Source organism: Loigolactobacillus rennini DSM 20253, assembly GCF_001436505.1.
GTDB lineage: Bacteria > Bacillota > Bacilli > Lactobacillales > Lactobacillaceae > Loigolactobacillus > Loigolactobacillus rennini.
Genome location: NZ_AYYI01000087.1, coordinates 67745 through 82432, shown reverse-complemented (window position 1 = coordinate 82432; position 14688 = coordinate 67745). Strand labels below are relative to the sequence as shown.

Sequence of the window (14688 nt, the reverse complement as noted above, 5' to 3'; positions counted from 1 at the left end):
ATCCTGTCGATTAAAACCAATTCGTCGTTAAACGAAATGATTTTCTTAATTATCTCTATCCACACTCGTTGACAGAGAACCCTTTTATTCTTGACTTTGCAGAGAACCCAAAAATGTGCTTCTATGGCAGTGACGAAATTTCAATTTGAGTTCTTGACATAGAAATCATATTAACGTTAAGGATTCGCATTATCATTTACTCTCTATAAAATAGCTTTTTAATACATTCCTGACAGTAAACAATTGAGTTTTCCTCTAGAAATTTTCTTATCTCTGTAAATGAACATGGTGGCAGGCTCATCTTAAAAAAGCTTTATCCCATGTTTTTATTTCTTTTCCACAAACATTGCACTTTATAATCCGCTTACTTTCTAAATATCACGAATGCACATACGAAAGCTATCAGTGAGCCAGCAGCTAATAATATAGCAAAAAGGGCAACTCCTGGCTTATGGATATTTAACAAAATAAAAATTAATCCAAACATATCAACTGAAATAATACCGATGCTAGCACTAAGTAATCCATGTTTAGTATAATCTTTTGCAATAATCATGCTCCTAATGCCAGAAAGAAACAATGTAAAAAATAATACACCAAGAGCGGGGTGTTGCATTACATAATTAGTGCCATGAGTTATATAATCGAAAATTACAATTAAAATTAAAATTGTAGTTTGAATATAAAAAAGATAAGAATTGTAACGGAATCTTGCGGCTTTTAATCTTTCATCAGTGAGTTTTTTCATTAATACCATCTCCCTTTATTAATTCGAAAAAAGCGAATTCAAATCCGATATTAAATGACGGCCCGATTAACCTAAAATATCATGATTTCCAGTGGTCACTAATAGTAAAATCAACTCATCTTGGTTTATTTTATAAACCACAATCCAATTATCAAAAGCTTTACCGTAATTGCCATATCTGGCTGGATGAAATTCACGGTAATCAGACCAAGAACCAGTTAAGGCATGATCTTTAATTTTAATTAAACTAGGCTTGTCTTGTTCAATAATCGCCTTCAAACAAGGAATTAAAACCTTAACAGGGAAATGCTTTTTGGCAAGCTTTTTTAGTTCGCGCTTAAATTTTTTTGTTTGTTTAATCTTCATTTATATGATTAAGCCATTTTTTAAAATCATTTAACGTGCCAATTGTTTCCACTTGACCAGTTTCAGCTTCGTGTTTAGCCACTTTAGCTTCAGGGGTGTCCAGAAAATTAACTAGCGACACTTCATTATTAGCTGCTTTGATTAAAGCTAAACGAACATATTCAGATATCGTGATGCCTTGTTTGGCAAGATTTGCTTTGGCCCGTTTACTAATATCCGGCGTAACGCGAGTTGTGATCGTTTTGTTTTTAATAACAGAATTAGCCATACTTTAATCACCTCATTGATTTTGTCATACACACGTGTTACATCTAACATATGATATTTTCCCGTAAATTGCAAGGCAATGCACTATTAAAATAGGGACCGCTTACTAATGTAAGTGGTCCCTGCGCTTATCATTCAATTTTTTGCTTAAGCTTCTTGCCAAATTGATTTCAAAACGTTGGTTTGCTTCCGGTCAGGTCCCACTGAGAAAGTGGCAATGTCTACGCCGACCAAAGCGGCTACCCGTTCAACGTAATGACGGGCATTTTCTGGTAAATCTGCCAACTTTTTGATGCCGGTAATGTCTTCTTGCCAGCCTGGCATTTCTTCATAAACTGGTTTGCACCGGGATAACTTAGCTAAGCTCGCTGGATAATGATAAATGGTTTGGCCATCCAATTCATATGCCGTGCAAATTTTAACCGTTTCTAAGCCAGTTAAAACGTCTAAGCAGTTCAGGCACAGATCCGTTAAACCAGAAACCCGTTTAGCATGGCGCATAACAACTGCGTCAAACCAGCCAATTCGCCGGGGCCGTTTAGTAACGGTGCCATATTCGTGACCCGCTTCCCGTAAAAAGTTGCCGGTTTCGTTAAACAGTTCCGTTGGGAATGGGCCGTCGCCGACACGGGATGTGTAAGCTTTCGCAACGCCAACCACCCGGTTAATCCGCGTTGGACCAACGCCACTACCTACAGTCACGCCACCAGCCACTGGGTTTGAAGACGTGACAAAAGGATAGGTTCCTTGGTCAATGTCTAACATAATCCCTTGTGCCCCTTCAAAAAGGACCTTTTTACCTTGATCCAGTGCTTGGTTCAAAATTACCGATGTATCAGTCACGTAGTCCTTTAACCGTTGGCCGTACTGGTAATATTTGTCAAAAATGTCATCGAAGGCCAATGCTTTACCGCCGTAAACTTGGGTGAATAATTTGTTCTTAAACGCTAAGTTCCGGCGTAATTTAGCCGCAAACGTGTCTTTATCGAGTAAATCAATCATCCGAATACCAGTCCGCGCCGCTTTATCCATGTAAGCTGGCCCGATACCCCGGTTAGTTGTCCCAATCTTCTGGTCGCCTTTACTAGCTTCTTCCAGCTGATCAAGTTCGATATGGTAGGGTAAGATAACATGGGCGCGGTCGGAAATCCGCAGATTGTCCGCCGTTACCCCTTGCTCAGCCAAGTAGTCTAATTCTGCTACCAATGACGCTGGATTGACCACCACACCATTTCCGATGATCGACAGCTTGTCAGGGTAGAGAATTCCGGATGGAATCAAGCGTAGCTTCAAGACTTTATTTTGCGCGTGGATGGTGTGCCCCGCGTTGTCCCCGCCTTGTGACCGGGCAATAATGTCTGCTTGCTCGCCAAGAAAATCAGTGATTTTCCCTTTTCCTTCATCGCCCCATTGGGATCCTACTACAACAACTGATGCCATATAATAACACCTCATTGAATTAGTGTATGTCCTGTTGCCTTGCAACAACACACCATGGCCTATTCTACCAGCAAAACCAGCCCACCACAACAAAAAATCCGAATGAAAATAATTATTTCATTTAATTTTGCAGTAAAATCCGAACATTAATTTCTAGTAACAAGTTTATTAAAACTAAACTATATTTTTAGGTAAAGCAAACTATTTTATTTATTTAAAATTAATATCCTGTATAATAGAGTTAGAGGCGGTATTTATTTAAATGCAGTGAGTTGACCTGACTGTGTTTAACTGAATACCAAATTAAATATGGAGGTATTCGATGCTCAAAGTAACTAATCTTACGGTCGTGTACGATGACTTACCTGTTTTCAAGCAACTGGCAGTGACATTTGCACCAGGTAAGATTACTGGCATCATTGGTCCCAATGGTGCAGGCAAATCCACCCTAATCAAAGGCATGCTCGGCTTAGTCAAACCGCAAAGCGGCAGTGCTAGCATTGCTGGTCAGCCGTTAAACAAACAATTAACGCGGGTGGCTTACGTTGAACAACGTAAGGATTTAGACCTTACTTTCCCCATCAATGTTTTCGACGTGGTGCTTTCTGGCACTTACGGTAAGCTAGGCTTGTTCCGCAGTCCCGGCAAAAACGAAAAAAAACAGGCTGCGGCTGCTTTAGAACAAGTTGGCTTATCTGACTATGCCAGCCGGCAAATCGGTAATCTTTCCGGCGGTCAGCTGCAACGCGTTTTTGTGGCTCGAGCTATCGCCCAAAAAGCGGACATCATCATTTTAGATGAGCCATTTGTGGGTATTGATTTGAAAAGTGAACACGAAATCATGCAGATTCTCAAGCAATGGCGCAGTGCTGGTAAAATTATCATTGTGATTCACCATGATTTAAACAAAGTCACCGCTTATTTTGATGATTTGGTGATTATGGATCATGGCATTGAAGCCGCTGGTCCTGTGGCCCAAGTGTACACGCCAGAAAACATCCGCCAAGTTTTCAGTGACGACCTTTCTTCGGTTTTATTTACCAGTCAGGCAGGTGAGCGCGGATGACCAGCATAGCGAATTTTATCACCGCCCTCAGCCGTTACGACTTTTTACAAAGTGCATTGGTCACCGCGATTATGGTGGGTGTAATGTCCGGTATTATTGGTAGTTTCATTATTTTACGCGGCATGTCGCTGATGGGCGATGCGATTTCCCACGCCGTGTTACCTGGCGTTGCCATCGCTTATATGCTAGGCATTAACATGCTATTTGGCGCGGCGGTCTTCGGTATTTTAGCCGCTGTTTTAATCGGCTACATCGCCACACGCAGTAAATTAAAAACCGACACATCCATTGGCGTGGTGTTCAGTGCTTTTTACGCCTTAGGGTTCATCTTAATTTCATTGGCGGAAAGCTCAACTAACTTACACCACATTTTATTTGGTAACGTTTTGGCCGTGAGCGATAACGATATGATTAGTACGGCTGTTGTATTAGCCTTAGTGATTATCTTTGTGATTTTTATGTACAAAGAACTGCTAATCACGTCGTTTGACCCTGTATTTGCCCAAAGTTACGGCTTAAATACACTGGTGATTCACTACAGTTTAATGCTAGTCCTCACCTTGGTCACCGTTTCTGCTTTACAGACAGTCGGAATTATTTTAGTGGTTGCTATGCTGATTACACCAGCAGCCACCGCCTTTTTATGGACCAACAAAATGCACGTGATGCTGATTCTCGCTGCGATTTTAGGCGTGTTAGCGTCAGTGATTGGCTTGTACTTCAGTTACACCTTTAACTGGGCATCTGGCCCTGCCATCGTGGTGGTCGCCGCTGTTGGCTTCGTCTTTTCCTTCCTGTTTTCGCCAAAACAAGGCCTGCTTTTCCAACACAGAAAGGAGCCTGCTAAACGCGATGCTTAAAAAGTTATTCGGTGCCTTAGCCAGTTTACTGCTCATCGGCGGCGGCCTTGCTGGCTTCATGTACCAGCGGGATCACCGGCAGCCGTCTGCACCAACGCGAACGCACCAACAAAAATTGCAGGTGGTCACTACCAACTCGATCTTAGCGGATATGGTGGCCAACGTCGGCGGAAATAAAGTGCAAGTGTACAGTATTGTTAACCGCGGCGTGGACCCCCATGAATACGACCCGCAACCTCAAGACATTCGTAAAACCGCTGAATCCGATCTGGTTTTTCATAACGGGTTAAATTTAGAAACCGGCGGCAACGGCTGGTTCAAAAAGCTGTTGCAAACCACGCATAAAGATCCGCAAGAAGACGTGTTTGCTGCCAGTAAAGGGGTCACACCCATGCATTTAACCACTAACAAAAACGAGCCGGACCCCCACGCTTGGTTAGATTTAAATAACGGCATTAAGTACGTGGAAACCATGACGGCGGCTTTAATTAAAAAGGATCCGGCAAACGCTAATTATTACCGCAAAAACAGCGCTGCTTACACGGCTAAATTAAGGCAGCTACACCAACGTGCTCAAACTAAATTCAGCCAACTCCCACGGGAAAACCGCTTATTAGTGACTTCAGAAGGTGCCTTTAAATACTTTGCCCAGGCTTACCAAGTCACGCCCACCTACATTTGGGAAGTGAACACAGAAGCCCAAGGAACACCGGAACAAATGCAGCGCGTACTTAAAAAAATTCGCCAGGCCAACGTACGACATTTATTTGTAGAAACTTCAGTCTCACCAAAATCGATGCAGCAAGTAGCCAAAGAAACTGATTTAAGTATTTACGCCACCATTTTCACCGACTCCCTCGCCCAAAAAGGCAAAACCGGCGACACCTACATCGACATGATGCGCTGGAATTTTGAAAAAATATACGGAGGAATGAAATAAAGAGTGCCCCTTCCGGCGCTTAGCTTCTGAGTACTAGCGTAACAAGGTGAATGATTCACGCAGTGAATGGTTTGCCTTGTCTAGCTAGACGGAAGAAGCTGCCGGAAGGGGCACGTTTCCGCCACTAAACCAAGCATCAAAAAACCCAGACAAGCTCACGAAAATGAGTTTGTCTGGGTTTTTGTTAGCCTCCGTTAGGCGCACCGCCATCAGGCATGTACGCAATTGAAGAAAATTTATTGTATTGTTTAACAAATAAGAGTTTCACCGTGCCACGAGCACCACTCCGGTTTTTTTCAATGATGACCTCGACTTCACCCACTTCAGGATCGGCGCCGCGTTCACCGCCGCCACCACCTTGGTTAAAGTCGCCGCCATCATCGTCATCGTCGCCTTCTTCGTCCCGGTAATAATCATCCCGGTACAAAAATGCTACGATATCCGCATCCTGTTCAATAGAACCTGATTCACGAATATCCGACAAAACTGGCCGCTTATCCTGTCGCTGTTCAACACTCCGGGACAGCTGTGACAAGGCAATTACCGGCACATGTAACTCTTTAGCTAATTTTTTTAGTTGGCGGGAAATCCCAGAAACTTCCTGCTGTCGGCTTTCTTTATTGCTGCCTTCGATTAACTGGAGGTAGTCCACCACGATGAGGCCAAGGTTGCCTTTTTCTTTGGCAAGACGCCGGCATTTTGCCCGGATTTCCGCCATTTTATTGCCTGGCGTATCATCAATGTAAATCGACGCTTTGGCTAAACTACCCATCGCCACGATTAAATTGTTCCATTCTTCTTCAGAAAGTTGGCCCGTTCGCAAATGCCCTGCGTCAATGCTGCCTTCTGCACACAACATTCGGTTAACCAAAGATTCTGCACCCATTTCCAAACTAAAAATCGCCACAGTTTTATCCGTTTTGGTACCCACATTTTGGGCAATATTTAACGCAAAGGCCGTTTTACCAACTGCAGGCCGAGCGGCGATAATCACGAGTTCGTCATCTTGCAACCCAGCAGTCATTTTATCTAAATCGCGGTATCCGGTGGGTAAACCGGTGATATCGTCATTGTTTTGGTACAACTGGTCGATTTGCTCGATCGTACTGGTTAGGACATCAGAAATCGATTTGAATCCAGTGGTGCTGCGCTGTTCAGAAACATTCATAATCGCCTGTTCAGCGTCATCTAAAATCGCTGTTACGTCTTCGCTTTGCGTATAACTTTGAGTGACGATCTTGGTGGCTGTTTTAATTAAACGGCGTAAAATTGCCTTTTCTTGAACAATTTTAGCGTAGTGCACCACGTTCGCAGCAGTGGGTACCGCCACTGCTAATTCACCTAAATACGCTAAACCACCGATGTCCTCTAGCTGATTTTGACTAGCTAAGCGATCCTTTAACGTGACCACATCAATTGCTTCTGAAGCATCATTTAAATCCACCATCGCTTGAAAAATCAGCTGGTGCGCCCGCCGGTAAAAATCTGCCGGGGCGACGAATTCCCTGGCTTCAACCACCGCTTCTGGATTCAGGAAAACGGCGCCTAAAACAGCTTGTTCCGCTTCAATATTTTGCGGTGGGGTTTGATCAAACTCATTCACGCCCAAAATCCTCCCTAAAAACGACTACCTCATTTACTGCCATTATTATACGGTGTTGCCTGCTAATCTGCAATTATACCGCCGTGAAAATGAAAAACAGGACAGCCGCTACTGACTGCACGCTTTTGCTGCCAGTCAGCCAAGGTTGCCCTGTTCTTGCCATTAAAATCACGCTTATTGTGCGGTAATGTGTACCCGGATTTTAGCTGCAACATCACCGTACAGCTTAACCGGCACATTCCGGTAACCTAACGCCCGGATAGGTTCTGGCAATTCAATTTTGCGCTTGTCAACGGTAATTTGGTACTGCTTCTCTAAAGCTTGTGCAATTTGCTTGCTAGGAACAGATCCGAATAAACGGCCATCCGTTCCTGCTTTTGATTTGATCGTCACTACCGTATCATCAGCTTCAATTTGCTTTTTAACTTGCTTAGCTTCGGCTAATTCTTCTTCTGCCCGCTTGGCTTCAGCTCGTTGTTGACCCTTTAACTGGCTAATGGCTTGTTTTGTCGCTGCTTTTGCTTTGCCCCGCTTAATTAAAAAATTTTGCGCATAACCTGCGGGTACATTTTTAATTTCGCCACGTTTACCTTTACCACGTACATCTTCTAAGAAAATTACTTTCATGTTTATTTCCTCCTCGCGTTGCGCTTACTCATCTGCGCTTGCTTCCTGTTTGTCCTTCTTGGTGAGGACTTGTGTTAACTGTTCCTTAGCTTCCGCTACTGAAACGTCCTTTAACTGCGTCGCCGCGTTGGATAAATGGCCGCCGCCGCCTAATTGTTCCATAATCACCTGAACGTTGACCTCGCCCAAACTACGGGCGGAAATGCCAATTTCTCCGCTAGGCCGCCGAATGATAACAAATGACGCGTCAATGCCAGACAGTGATAACAACGTATCTGCTGCCTGCGCAGCAATCACTGGATCATACGTTTTGTCTTCTTCACCAGCACATAGTGCCATGTTTGATTGAATGAATTCAATGCTTTCAATTAAATGATTCTTTTGAATGTAGTTGTCCACATTTTCTTTCAATAATCGTTGCACCATGACCGCATCGGCACCAACTGAACGTAAATAACTAGCCGCATCAAAGGTCCGCGTACCCGTCCGCAAAGAAAAGGACTTGGTATCCACGGTAATACCAGCCAGCATCGCCGTTGCTTCCAACTTGTTGATTGCTTCTGTTTCTTTAGGCTGGTACTCCAGCATTTCAGTAATCAACTCACAAGTGGAAGAGGCGTAGGGTTCAATGTAAACTAACATTGGATTTTCAGGAAATTCTTCACCCCGACGGTGATGATCGATGATAATGGTTCGGTTAGCCAGTCGTTGGTAAAGTGCTGCGCTAGTTGAAATCGATGGTTTCGAATGATCCACCATCACCAGCAAACTATGACCGGTGGCTTTTTCCAGTGCTTGATCAGGCGTGATAACGTCTGGCTTAGCCTTGGGATCCGCGTTAATTTCTTTAATTAAGCGCTGAATATCTGTGTGCAAATGTTCTTGATTAATCACTAGCGAACATTTTTTACCGTTCATTGCTGCAATCCGGCGAATCCCTAAACAAGCGCCAACAGAATCCATATCAGGCTGCGCGTGCCCCATCACGAAGACTTGATCCACTTGGTGCATCACTTCTTGCAATGCTTGGCTAATCATCCGAGCCCGTACCCGAGTCCGTTTTTCCATCGGGTTGGTCTTACCTCCGTAAAAGCGGGCCTGTTCATTTTCTGCTTTGACCACAACTTGGTCACCACCACGGCCCAATGCTAAATCGAGGTTGCTTTGAGATAACGTACTTAACTTAGCTAAATCAGTGTTGCCGTACGCAATTCCAACCGATAAGGTCAACGGGTAATTTTGTTTGGACGTTCGTTCCCGAATCCGATCCAAAATTTTAAACTTATCTGCTTCAATTTGTCGCAACGCCTTGGCATAGATTAAAACAAAGAAATGATCATCGTCAACCCGTTTTAAAAACATCCCGTAATGCCGGGCCCAATTACTCAGCTCATTGGTGACGTAATTGCTTAGATTAGAAATGCTTTTATCCGTCATAGTTTGGGTGATTTCATCATAATTATCCAAGAAAATCTGCCCAATGGCAAGTTGCTGGTCCTTATAACGTTGTTCAATTTTAGCATAGCGGGTAATGTCCAATAAATAAACTACCCGAATGCTAGATTGAATGATAATTTCAAACTGGTTGGCCCCCCAGCGAACAATTTTGGGTTCACTGGTCGATTTATTTTCTGAAATCAATTTCGCCAGTTGTGGATCCACTGCTTCAATCGATTCACCTAAAATTTCTTTTTTACCCAAATATTCTTGTAAATAGGGATTGGTCCACTCAATTTCATTATCTTCGCTAAATAGCAAAATCCCAATCGGCATTTTAATCAGCGCTTCTTGTTCACCCCGGTTAATCCGGTAAGATAAATCCGCAATGTAAGCGTTAGTGTCTTTAGTCACCTTTTCTAAGGCGTAAAAAACAGTCCCCACCAACGCGACGAACAAGATTAGCAGGAAAATGCCCAAAATAAAATTAATGAAAAAAGCTAGGATAATCCCAATTGCTGCGAAAACGATGAGCCCTAGTGCTGTCAACCGCAGCCGGCCATTTTGCAGAAACACCGGCAGTTGGTCTTTTGAAAACTTTTTTTTCATAATAACTCCTTTGACCAAATCCTAAAGCGATACTCCTATTTTAGCACACTTGATTTCTGGATACAGCTGATTCCCTGGCATGTTTCATATGGAACATTTTGGTTTTAGCAAAAGATGAATTGGTCTATTATGAATGAAAAATTCTGCACGCCGCGGACTTTTCACTGTAAATAAAAAAATCCGAGGATACACCCCGGATTTTTAATCACAAATTACATCGTATCTTCGGAAACAAATGGCAATAATGCCATGATGCGTGCCCGTTTGATTGCGATAGTTACACGCCGTTGGTTCTTAGCACTTGTGCCAGTTACTCGGCGTGGTAAGATTTTGCCACGTTCTGAAATAAAGCGGCGTAATAAATCAGTATCTTTATAATCAATGTGTTCAATATGATTGGCCGCAATAAAATCAACTTTACGCCGGCGCCGTCCACCTCTACGTTGTTGAGCCATAGCTTATTCCTCCCTCAAATTTTCAGTGTGCTAGAATGGCAGGTCATCATCGGAAATATCAATCGATTCCCCGTTGTTGGCAAAGGGATCATTAGGATTGTTATTTGCGCTGCTTGCTGGTCCATTGCTAGAAGCCGAATTTGTTGTTGATTGAGGAGCTTGGCTAAAGGGTTTATTATTCGCAAAGTTACCAGAATTATTGTTCTGGTAGCTACCACCAGCATTTTGGTTGTTATTTTGCCGCCGTTCATCAGCTGAACGCGGTTCTAACAAGGAAAAGTTTTCAACCACAACTTCAGTGACATAGACCCGCCGGCCCTCAGCGTTTTCATAGTTACGCGTCTGAACTCGGCCATCTAAACCAACTAATGAGCCTTTGTGGGTGAAATTGGTGAAGTTTTCGGCTGCTTTACGCCACATAACGCAGTTGATAAAATCAGCTTCCCGTTCACCATTACGGTTTGTAAACTGCCGGTTAACAGCTAAGGTAAAGGATGCCACTGCGGCGCCACCACTAGTGTAGCGCAATTCTGCATCCCGGGTCAGCCGGCCAGTTAAAACGACTCGATTAATCATCCCTAAGCGCTCCTCCTCTCAAAATTTTTATTGTCTACAGATTCATTCAATCAGCCATTACTAAAATGGCCGTTGCTAATTAGTCATCTTCGCGGGTAATCATGTAACGTAAAATATCGTCACTGTATTTTGCTAACCGGTCAAATTCGTTTAGTGGGGCATCGTTATCGGTGTTTACTTTGATCAAATGATATAAACCTTCGCGATACTTCTTGATTTCATACGCTAAGCGCCGTTTCGACCAGTCCTTTGATTCAACCACTTCTGCACCGTTATCACTTAAGATAGCGTCAAACCGTTTGATCAAAGCATCTTTGCTTGCTTCATCCAAATCAGGACGCACGATGTAAAGAATTTCATATTTTTTTGATTGAGCCATGACTGTTCACCTCCTTATGGACTTTAAGGTTCTTACTGTATGTAAGAACAAGGAGAATCTAAAAACTTAGATACTCACAAAGATGAATTATAGCATGCGCCGCCTGAACTTTCAACTTAATTTTCGGTATCCGCAGCTCCACAATCAACAACAGGTTTAAAAGGCCTTTTTTAACACCCTATAACTAACTTACGCAAAAGTACCAGCCCATTTTTTTATTTTTAAATTTTTTTATTATACTGCGGCTTTTTTTCAAACAAATAATCACAAAATAATTTTTTAAATGCTGGGATTTAACCAATTTATTTTTTTAAGCGAAAAAGATTTAGCTATCGCCCACTGCCTAAAAAGTTAATTGGTTGCTTGGCAGTTTTCTGCCACCGCCCATTTAAACGTGGTTGAACAAGCAGCTTCTTGCGTTTAGCTACGACAGCCAAAACATTTGCTGCGCAAATAACTTGTCTGCCTAGACTAAGACTCAGAAGCTAAGCGCCTTTTTAATCACTCTATCGTAAACGTGGTAACGCAAGCAATTGTTTGCGTTTAGCCACGCCTAGCAATCAATTTGCTGCGCAAATTTCCTGCTAGTCTGCGCTAATCCTCAACAATTACCCGCTTGCGCCACCACTCTCCACTTAAACGTGGTTGAACAAGCAGCTTCTTGCGTTTAGCTACAAAAAGACACAATTTGCTCCGCAAATCATGTCTTTCTTAGGCTAATCCTCAGAAGCTAACCGCTTGTTCAACCACTCTTTAGTCTTTATCTTCTTCTGCTCTGTGGACTAGTTCGTCTACTTGCGCGTTTCGTTTTGTTTCGTCTGTTGTGGGTTCTTTTGGCGTTGTAGTTTCTATTTCGGCTTCGTCAGTTTCGTCGTCTTCGGCTGCCACTTTGGTCATGGTAGCCACTTTAGCGTCATCATCGACTCGGATTAAGCGCACCCCTAAGGTTGCCCGGCCGGTTTGGGAGACGTCTTTGACGTGGAAACGAATGACAATGCCGGTATTGGTGATCAACATTAAATCTTCATCGCCAGCAACGGTGGTTAAGCCTGCCAACGGGCCGTTTTTAGCGGTGACGTTGACGGTTTTAATCCCTTTGCCGCCTCGGCCTTTGATTGGGTACTCAGTGGCTGGCGTTTGTTTGCCGTAGCCATTTTCAGAAATCACTAAGACATTGCTATCTGGTGCCAAAATTGCAGCCCCGACTACGTAATCGTGTTCCCGCAGGCGAATCCCGCGGACACCAGTTGCGGCACGGCCCATCGCTCGAACGGCGGTTTCCGCAAAGCTGACCGCGTAACCTAAATGAGTACCGATAATGATGTTTTGCTTGCCGTCGGTTTGGCAAACATTCATCAGTTCATCGCCGTCTTTTAAGGTGATGGCTTTCAGGCCGTTACTGCGAATATTGCGGAATTCCGCTACGGCTGTCCGTTTAGTGACCCCTTTACGGGTAGTGAACATCAAATAATGCTCAGCGCTATCTTCAGCTACGTTAATCACAGTTTGAATCCGTTCGCCAGCTTTGATTTCCAGCAAATTGATCACTGGAATTCCTTTAGCTGTCCGGCCGTATTCTGGAATCTCGTACCCTTTAGCACGGTAAACTTTTCCGGTGTTAGTGAAGAATAGCAGCATGTCATGGGTGGAGGTGAAGACCAGGTGTTCGATAAAGTCATCATCGTGCACACCCATGCCTTGAATCCCACGACCACCACGGTTTTGCGTCTTGAATTCACTAGCCGGCAAGCGTTTGATGTAGCCATTATGCGTCAGCGTAATCACCACATCTTCTTCTTCGATTAAGTCTTCGTCTTCTAAACTCAGGACTTCACCAACTAGCAATTCGGTCCGCCGTTTGTCGCCAAATTTCTTCTGAATTTCCAGCAATTCTTGATAAATAATCGCGTTAATCCGTTTTGGTTTCGCCAAAATGTCTTGGTAATCCGCAATTTTATGCATTAAATCACTGTATTCAGATTCCACTTTATCTCGCTCTAAACCAGTCAACCGCACTAACCGCATGTCCAAAATTGCCTGCGCTTGTTTGCTGTCTAACTCGTAGCGATCCATTAAAAGTGATTTTGCTACTTCACCAGTCTTTGACCCGCGGATAATTTGAATAATTGCATCAATGTGGTCCAAAGCTGTCCGCAACCCAGCTAAAATGTGAGCCCGGGCTTGGGCTTTCCGTAGTTCAAAAGCCGTCCGCCGCCGAATCACTTCTTCTTGGTGCTTCAAGTAATATTGCAAAATTTCTTTTAACGACAACAGGCGTGGCGTGTGGTCCACAATTGCCAGCATGTTAAAGCCAAAAGACGTCTGCATTGAAGTCAATTTATACAAATTGTTCAAAACAACTGACGCCGACATATCCCGGCGCACGTCGATCACAATCCGCATGCCTTCGCGGTCAGATTCATCGTTTAAATCCGTGATGCCTTCTAGGCGTTTATCCCGAACCAGTTCCGCAATCCGTTCAACTAATTTCGCTTTGTTAACCATGTAAGGAATTTCGGAAACGATAATCCGCTGCTTACCATTTTTTTCTTCCTGAATTTCTGTTTTAGCCCGTAAAATGATGGTGCCTTTCCCAGTCTCGTAAGCTTTACGAATCCCGGATTTGCCCATCACTAAGCCACCAGTAGGAAAATCAGGACCTGGAATAGCTTCCATCAATTCTGCTGTCGTGACATCTGGATTATCCATCAGCATGTGCAAGCCACGGATCACTTCCGCTAAATTGTGGGGCGGAATGTTAGTGGCCATCCCCACTGCAATCCCAGTTGCACCATTGACTAACAAGTTAGGGAAACGCGCTGGCAAGACTTCAGGCTCTTTTTCAGTCCCATCGTAATTATCTTGGTAATCGATGGTGTCTTTATTGATATCCCGCAACATTTCCAGCGCAATTTTGCTCATCCGCGCTTCGGTATACCGCATCGCTGCGGCACTGTCACCGTCTACAGAACCAAAGTTACCGTGGCCATCCACTAGCATGTAGCGATAACTAAAATCTTGTGCCATCCGCACCATAGCTTCATAAATCGCCGAGTCACCGTGAGGATGAAATTTCCCCATTACATCGCCGACGATCCGGGCGGATTTTTTATATGGTTTATCCGGCGTAACCCCTAATTCGCTCATGCCGTAGAGAATCCGCCGGTGCACTGGCTTTAACCCATCGCGGACATCCGGCAACGCCCGGGACACAATCACACTCATCGCATAGTCAAGAAATGAGGTGCGCATGGTTTTGGCCAAGTTGACGTCTTGGATCCGCTGATTTTGTGGTTCATCTGCCATTAACTTCAT

At 43.8% G+C, this 14688-nt stretch carries 14 protein-coding genes; 3 read left to right on the top strand and 11 right to left on the bottom strand.

The genetic code is table 11. From position 1 onward, the window contains the following. Positions 1-364: 364 nt before the first annotated feature. The 4 genes from FC24_RS09805 to FC24_RS09790 form a co-directional block, all read right to left on the bottom strand. Positions 365-748 carry a hypothetical protein gene (locus FC24_RS09805; RefSeq protein WP_057874694.1) on the bottom strand — a complete coding sequence of 128 codons (384 nt, stop codon included), beginning with the start codon at positions 746-748 and terminating at the stop codon, positions 365-367. 66 nt (positions 749-814) lie between these two features. Then, positions 815-1114, bottom strand: coding sequence for a type II toxin-antitoxin system YafQ family toxin (locus tag FC24_RS09800; protein WP_057874693.1), 300 nt, complete (start codon positions 1112-1114; stop codon positions 815-817). Beyond that, positions 1104-1382 (bottom strand): plasmid mobilization protein, encoded by a 279-nt coding sequence (locus FC24_RS09795; RefSeq protein ID WP_057874692.1) that lies wholly within the window; start codon positions 1380-1382, stop codon positions 1104-1106. The genes FC24_RS09800 and FC24_RS09795 overlap by 11 nt, the downstream gene beginning before the upstream one ends. 146 nt (positions 1383-1528) lie before the next feature. Next, positions 1529-2821, bottom strand: coding sequence for an adenylosuccinate synthase (locus tag FC24_RS09790; protein ID WP_057874691.1), 1293 nt, complete (start codon positions 2819-2821; stop codon positions 1529-1531). Positions 2822-3143: 322 nt separating this feature from the next. Here FC24_RS09790 and FC24_RS09785 point away from each other — a divergent pair, with 322 nt between their 5' ends. Genes FC24_RS09785 through FC24_RS09775 form a run of 3 tightly spaced genes read left to right on the top strand, consistent with a single transcriptional unit; the run spans position 3144 to position 5687 of the window. Beyond that, positions 3144-3887: a metal ABC transporter ATP-binding protein gene (locus FC24_RS09785; protein WP_057874690.1), complete on the top strand. Its 744-nt coding sequence runs from the start codon at positions 3144-3146 to the stop codon at positions 3885-3887. Then, positions 3884-4747, top strand: a complete 864-nt coding sequence (locus FC24_RS09780; protein ID WP_057874689.1) for a metal ABC transporter permease — start codon at positions 3884-3886, stop codon at positions 4745-4747. The genes FC24_RS09785 and FC24_RS09780 overlap by 4 nt, the downstream gene beginning before the upstream one ends. Before the next feature lie 58 nt (positions 4748-4805). Next, positions 4806-5687, top strand: coding sequence for a metal ABC transporter substrate-binding protein (locus FC24_RS09775; protein WP_420805260.1), 882 nt, complete (start codon positions 4806-4808; stop codon positions 5685-5687). Between the two features lie 184 nt (positions 5688-5871). Here the strand turns inward: FC24_RS09775 and dnaB are convergent, their stop codons facing one another. From dnaB to gyrA, 7 genes are all read right to left on the bottom strand, one after another. After that, the gene (gene dnaB / locus FC24_RS09770) at positions 5872-7296 is read right to left on the bottom strand and encodes a replicative DNA helicase (protein ID WP_420805259.1); all 1425 of its coding nucleotides are present in this window, start codon (positions 7294-7296) and stop codon (positions 5872-5874) included. Between the two features lie 168 nt (positions 7297-7464). Beyond that, on the bottom strand, positions 7465-7917 hold the full coding sequence (gene rplI, locus FC24_RS09765) for a 50S ribosomal protein L9 (protein WP_057874686.1): 453 nt from the start codon (positions 7915-7917) through the stop codon (positions 7465-7467). A gap of 24 nt (positions 7918-7941) precedes the next feature. Continuing rightward, positions 7942-9963 carry a DHH family phosphoesterase gene (locus FC24_RS09760; protein ID WP_057874685.1) on the bottom strand — a complete coding sequence of 674 codons (2022 nt, stop codon included), beginning with the start codon at positions 9961-9963 and terminating at the stop codon, positions 7942-7944. Between the two features lie 212 nt (positions 9964-10175). Beyond that, positions 10176-10418 carry a 30S ribosomal protein S18 gene (rpsR, locus tag FC24_RS09755; RefSeq protein ID WP_057874684.1) on the bottom strand — a complete coding sequence of 81 codons (243 nt, stop codon included), beginning with the start codon at positions 10416-10418 and terminating at the stop codon, positions 10176-10178. Positions 10419-10448: 30 nt separating this feature from the next. Further along, positions 10449-10994 (bottom strand): single-stranded DNA-binding protein, encoded by a 546-nt coding sequence (gene ssb / locus FC24_RS09750; RefSeq protein WP_057874683.1) that lies wholly within the window; start codon positions 10992-10994, stop codon positions 10449-10451. Between the two features lie 79 nt (positions 10995-11073). Further along, positions 11074-11373, bottom strand: coding sequence for a 30S ribosomal protein S6 (rpsF, locus tag FC24_RS09745; RefSeq protein WP_057874682.1), 300 nt, complete (start codon positions 11371-11373; stop codon positions 11074-11076). 753 nt (positions 11374-12126) lie between these two features. After that, positions 12127-14679: a DNA gyrase subunit A gene (gyrA, locus tag FC24_RS09740; protein ID WP_057874681.1), complete on the bottom strand. Its 2553-nt coding sequence runs from the start codon at positions 14677-14679 to the stop codon at positions 12127-12129. Positions 14680-14688: the final 9 nt, after the last annotated feature.

What these genes read in the sequence shown, in the direction of transcription:
- FC24_RS09805 (WP_057874694.1), bottom strand. Translation starts at nt 748, where the DNA reads ATGAAAAAACTCACTGATGAAAGATTAAAAGCCGCAAGATTCCGTTAC.
- FC24_RS09800 (WP_057874693.1), bottom strand. Translation starts at nt 1,114, where the DNA reads ATGAAGATTAAACAAACAAAAAAATTTAAGCGCGAACTAAAAAAGCTT.
- FC24_RS09795 (WP_057874692.1), bottom strand. Translation starts at nt 1,382, where the DNA reads ATGGCTAATTCTGTTATTAAAAACAAAACGATCACAACTCGCGTTACG.
- FC24_RS09790 (WP_057874691.1), bottom strand. Translation starts at nt 2,821, where the DNA reads ATGGCATCAGTTGTTGTAGTAGGATCCCAATGGGGCGATGAAGGAAAA.
- FC24_RS09785 (WP_057874690.1), top strand. Translation starts at nt 3,144, where the DNA reads ATGCTCAAAGTAACTAATCTTACGGTCGTGTACGATGACTTACCTGTT.
- FC24_RS09780 (WP_057874689.1), top strand. Translation starts at nt 3,884, where the DNA reads ATGACCAGCATAGCGAATTTTATCACCGCCCTCAGCCGTTACGACTTT.
- FC24_RS09775 (WP_420805260.1), top strand. Translation starts at nt 4,806, where the DNA reads ATGTACCAGCGGGATCACCGGCAGCCGTCTGCACCAACGCGAACGCAC.
- rplI (WP_057874686.1), bottom strand. Translation starts at nt 7,917, where the DNA reads ATGAAAGTAATTTTCTTAGAAGATGTACGTGGTAAAGGTAAACGTGGC.
- FC24_RS09760 (WP_057874685.1), bottom strand. Translation starts at nt 9,963, where the DNA reads ATGAAAAAAAAGTTTTCAAAAGACCAACTGCCGGTGTTTCTGCAAAAT.
- rpsR (WP_057874684.1), bottom strand. Translation starts at nt 10,418, where the DNA reads ATGGCTCAACAACGTAGAGGTGGACGGCGCCGGCGTAAAGTTGATTTT.
- ssb (WP_057874683.1), bottom strand. Translation starts at nt 10,994, where the DNA reads ATGATTAATCGAGTCGTTTTAACTGGCCGGCTGACCCGGGATGCAGAA.
- rpsF (WP_057874682.1), bottom strand. Translation starts at nt 11,373, where the DNA reads ATGGCTCAATCAAAAAAATATGAAATTCTTTACATCGTGCGTCCTGAT.
- gyrA (WP_057874681.1), bottom strand. Translation starts at nt 14,679, where the DNA reads ATGGCAGATGAACCACAAAATCAGCGGATCCAAGACGTCAACTTGGCC.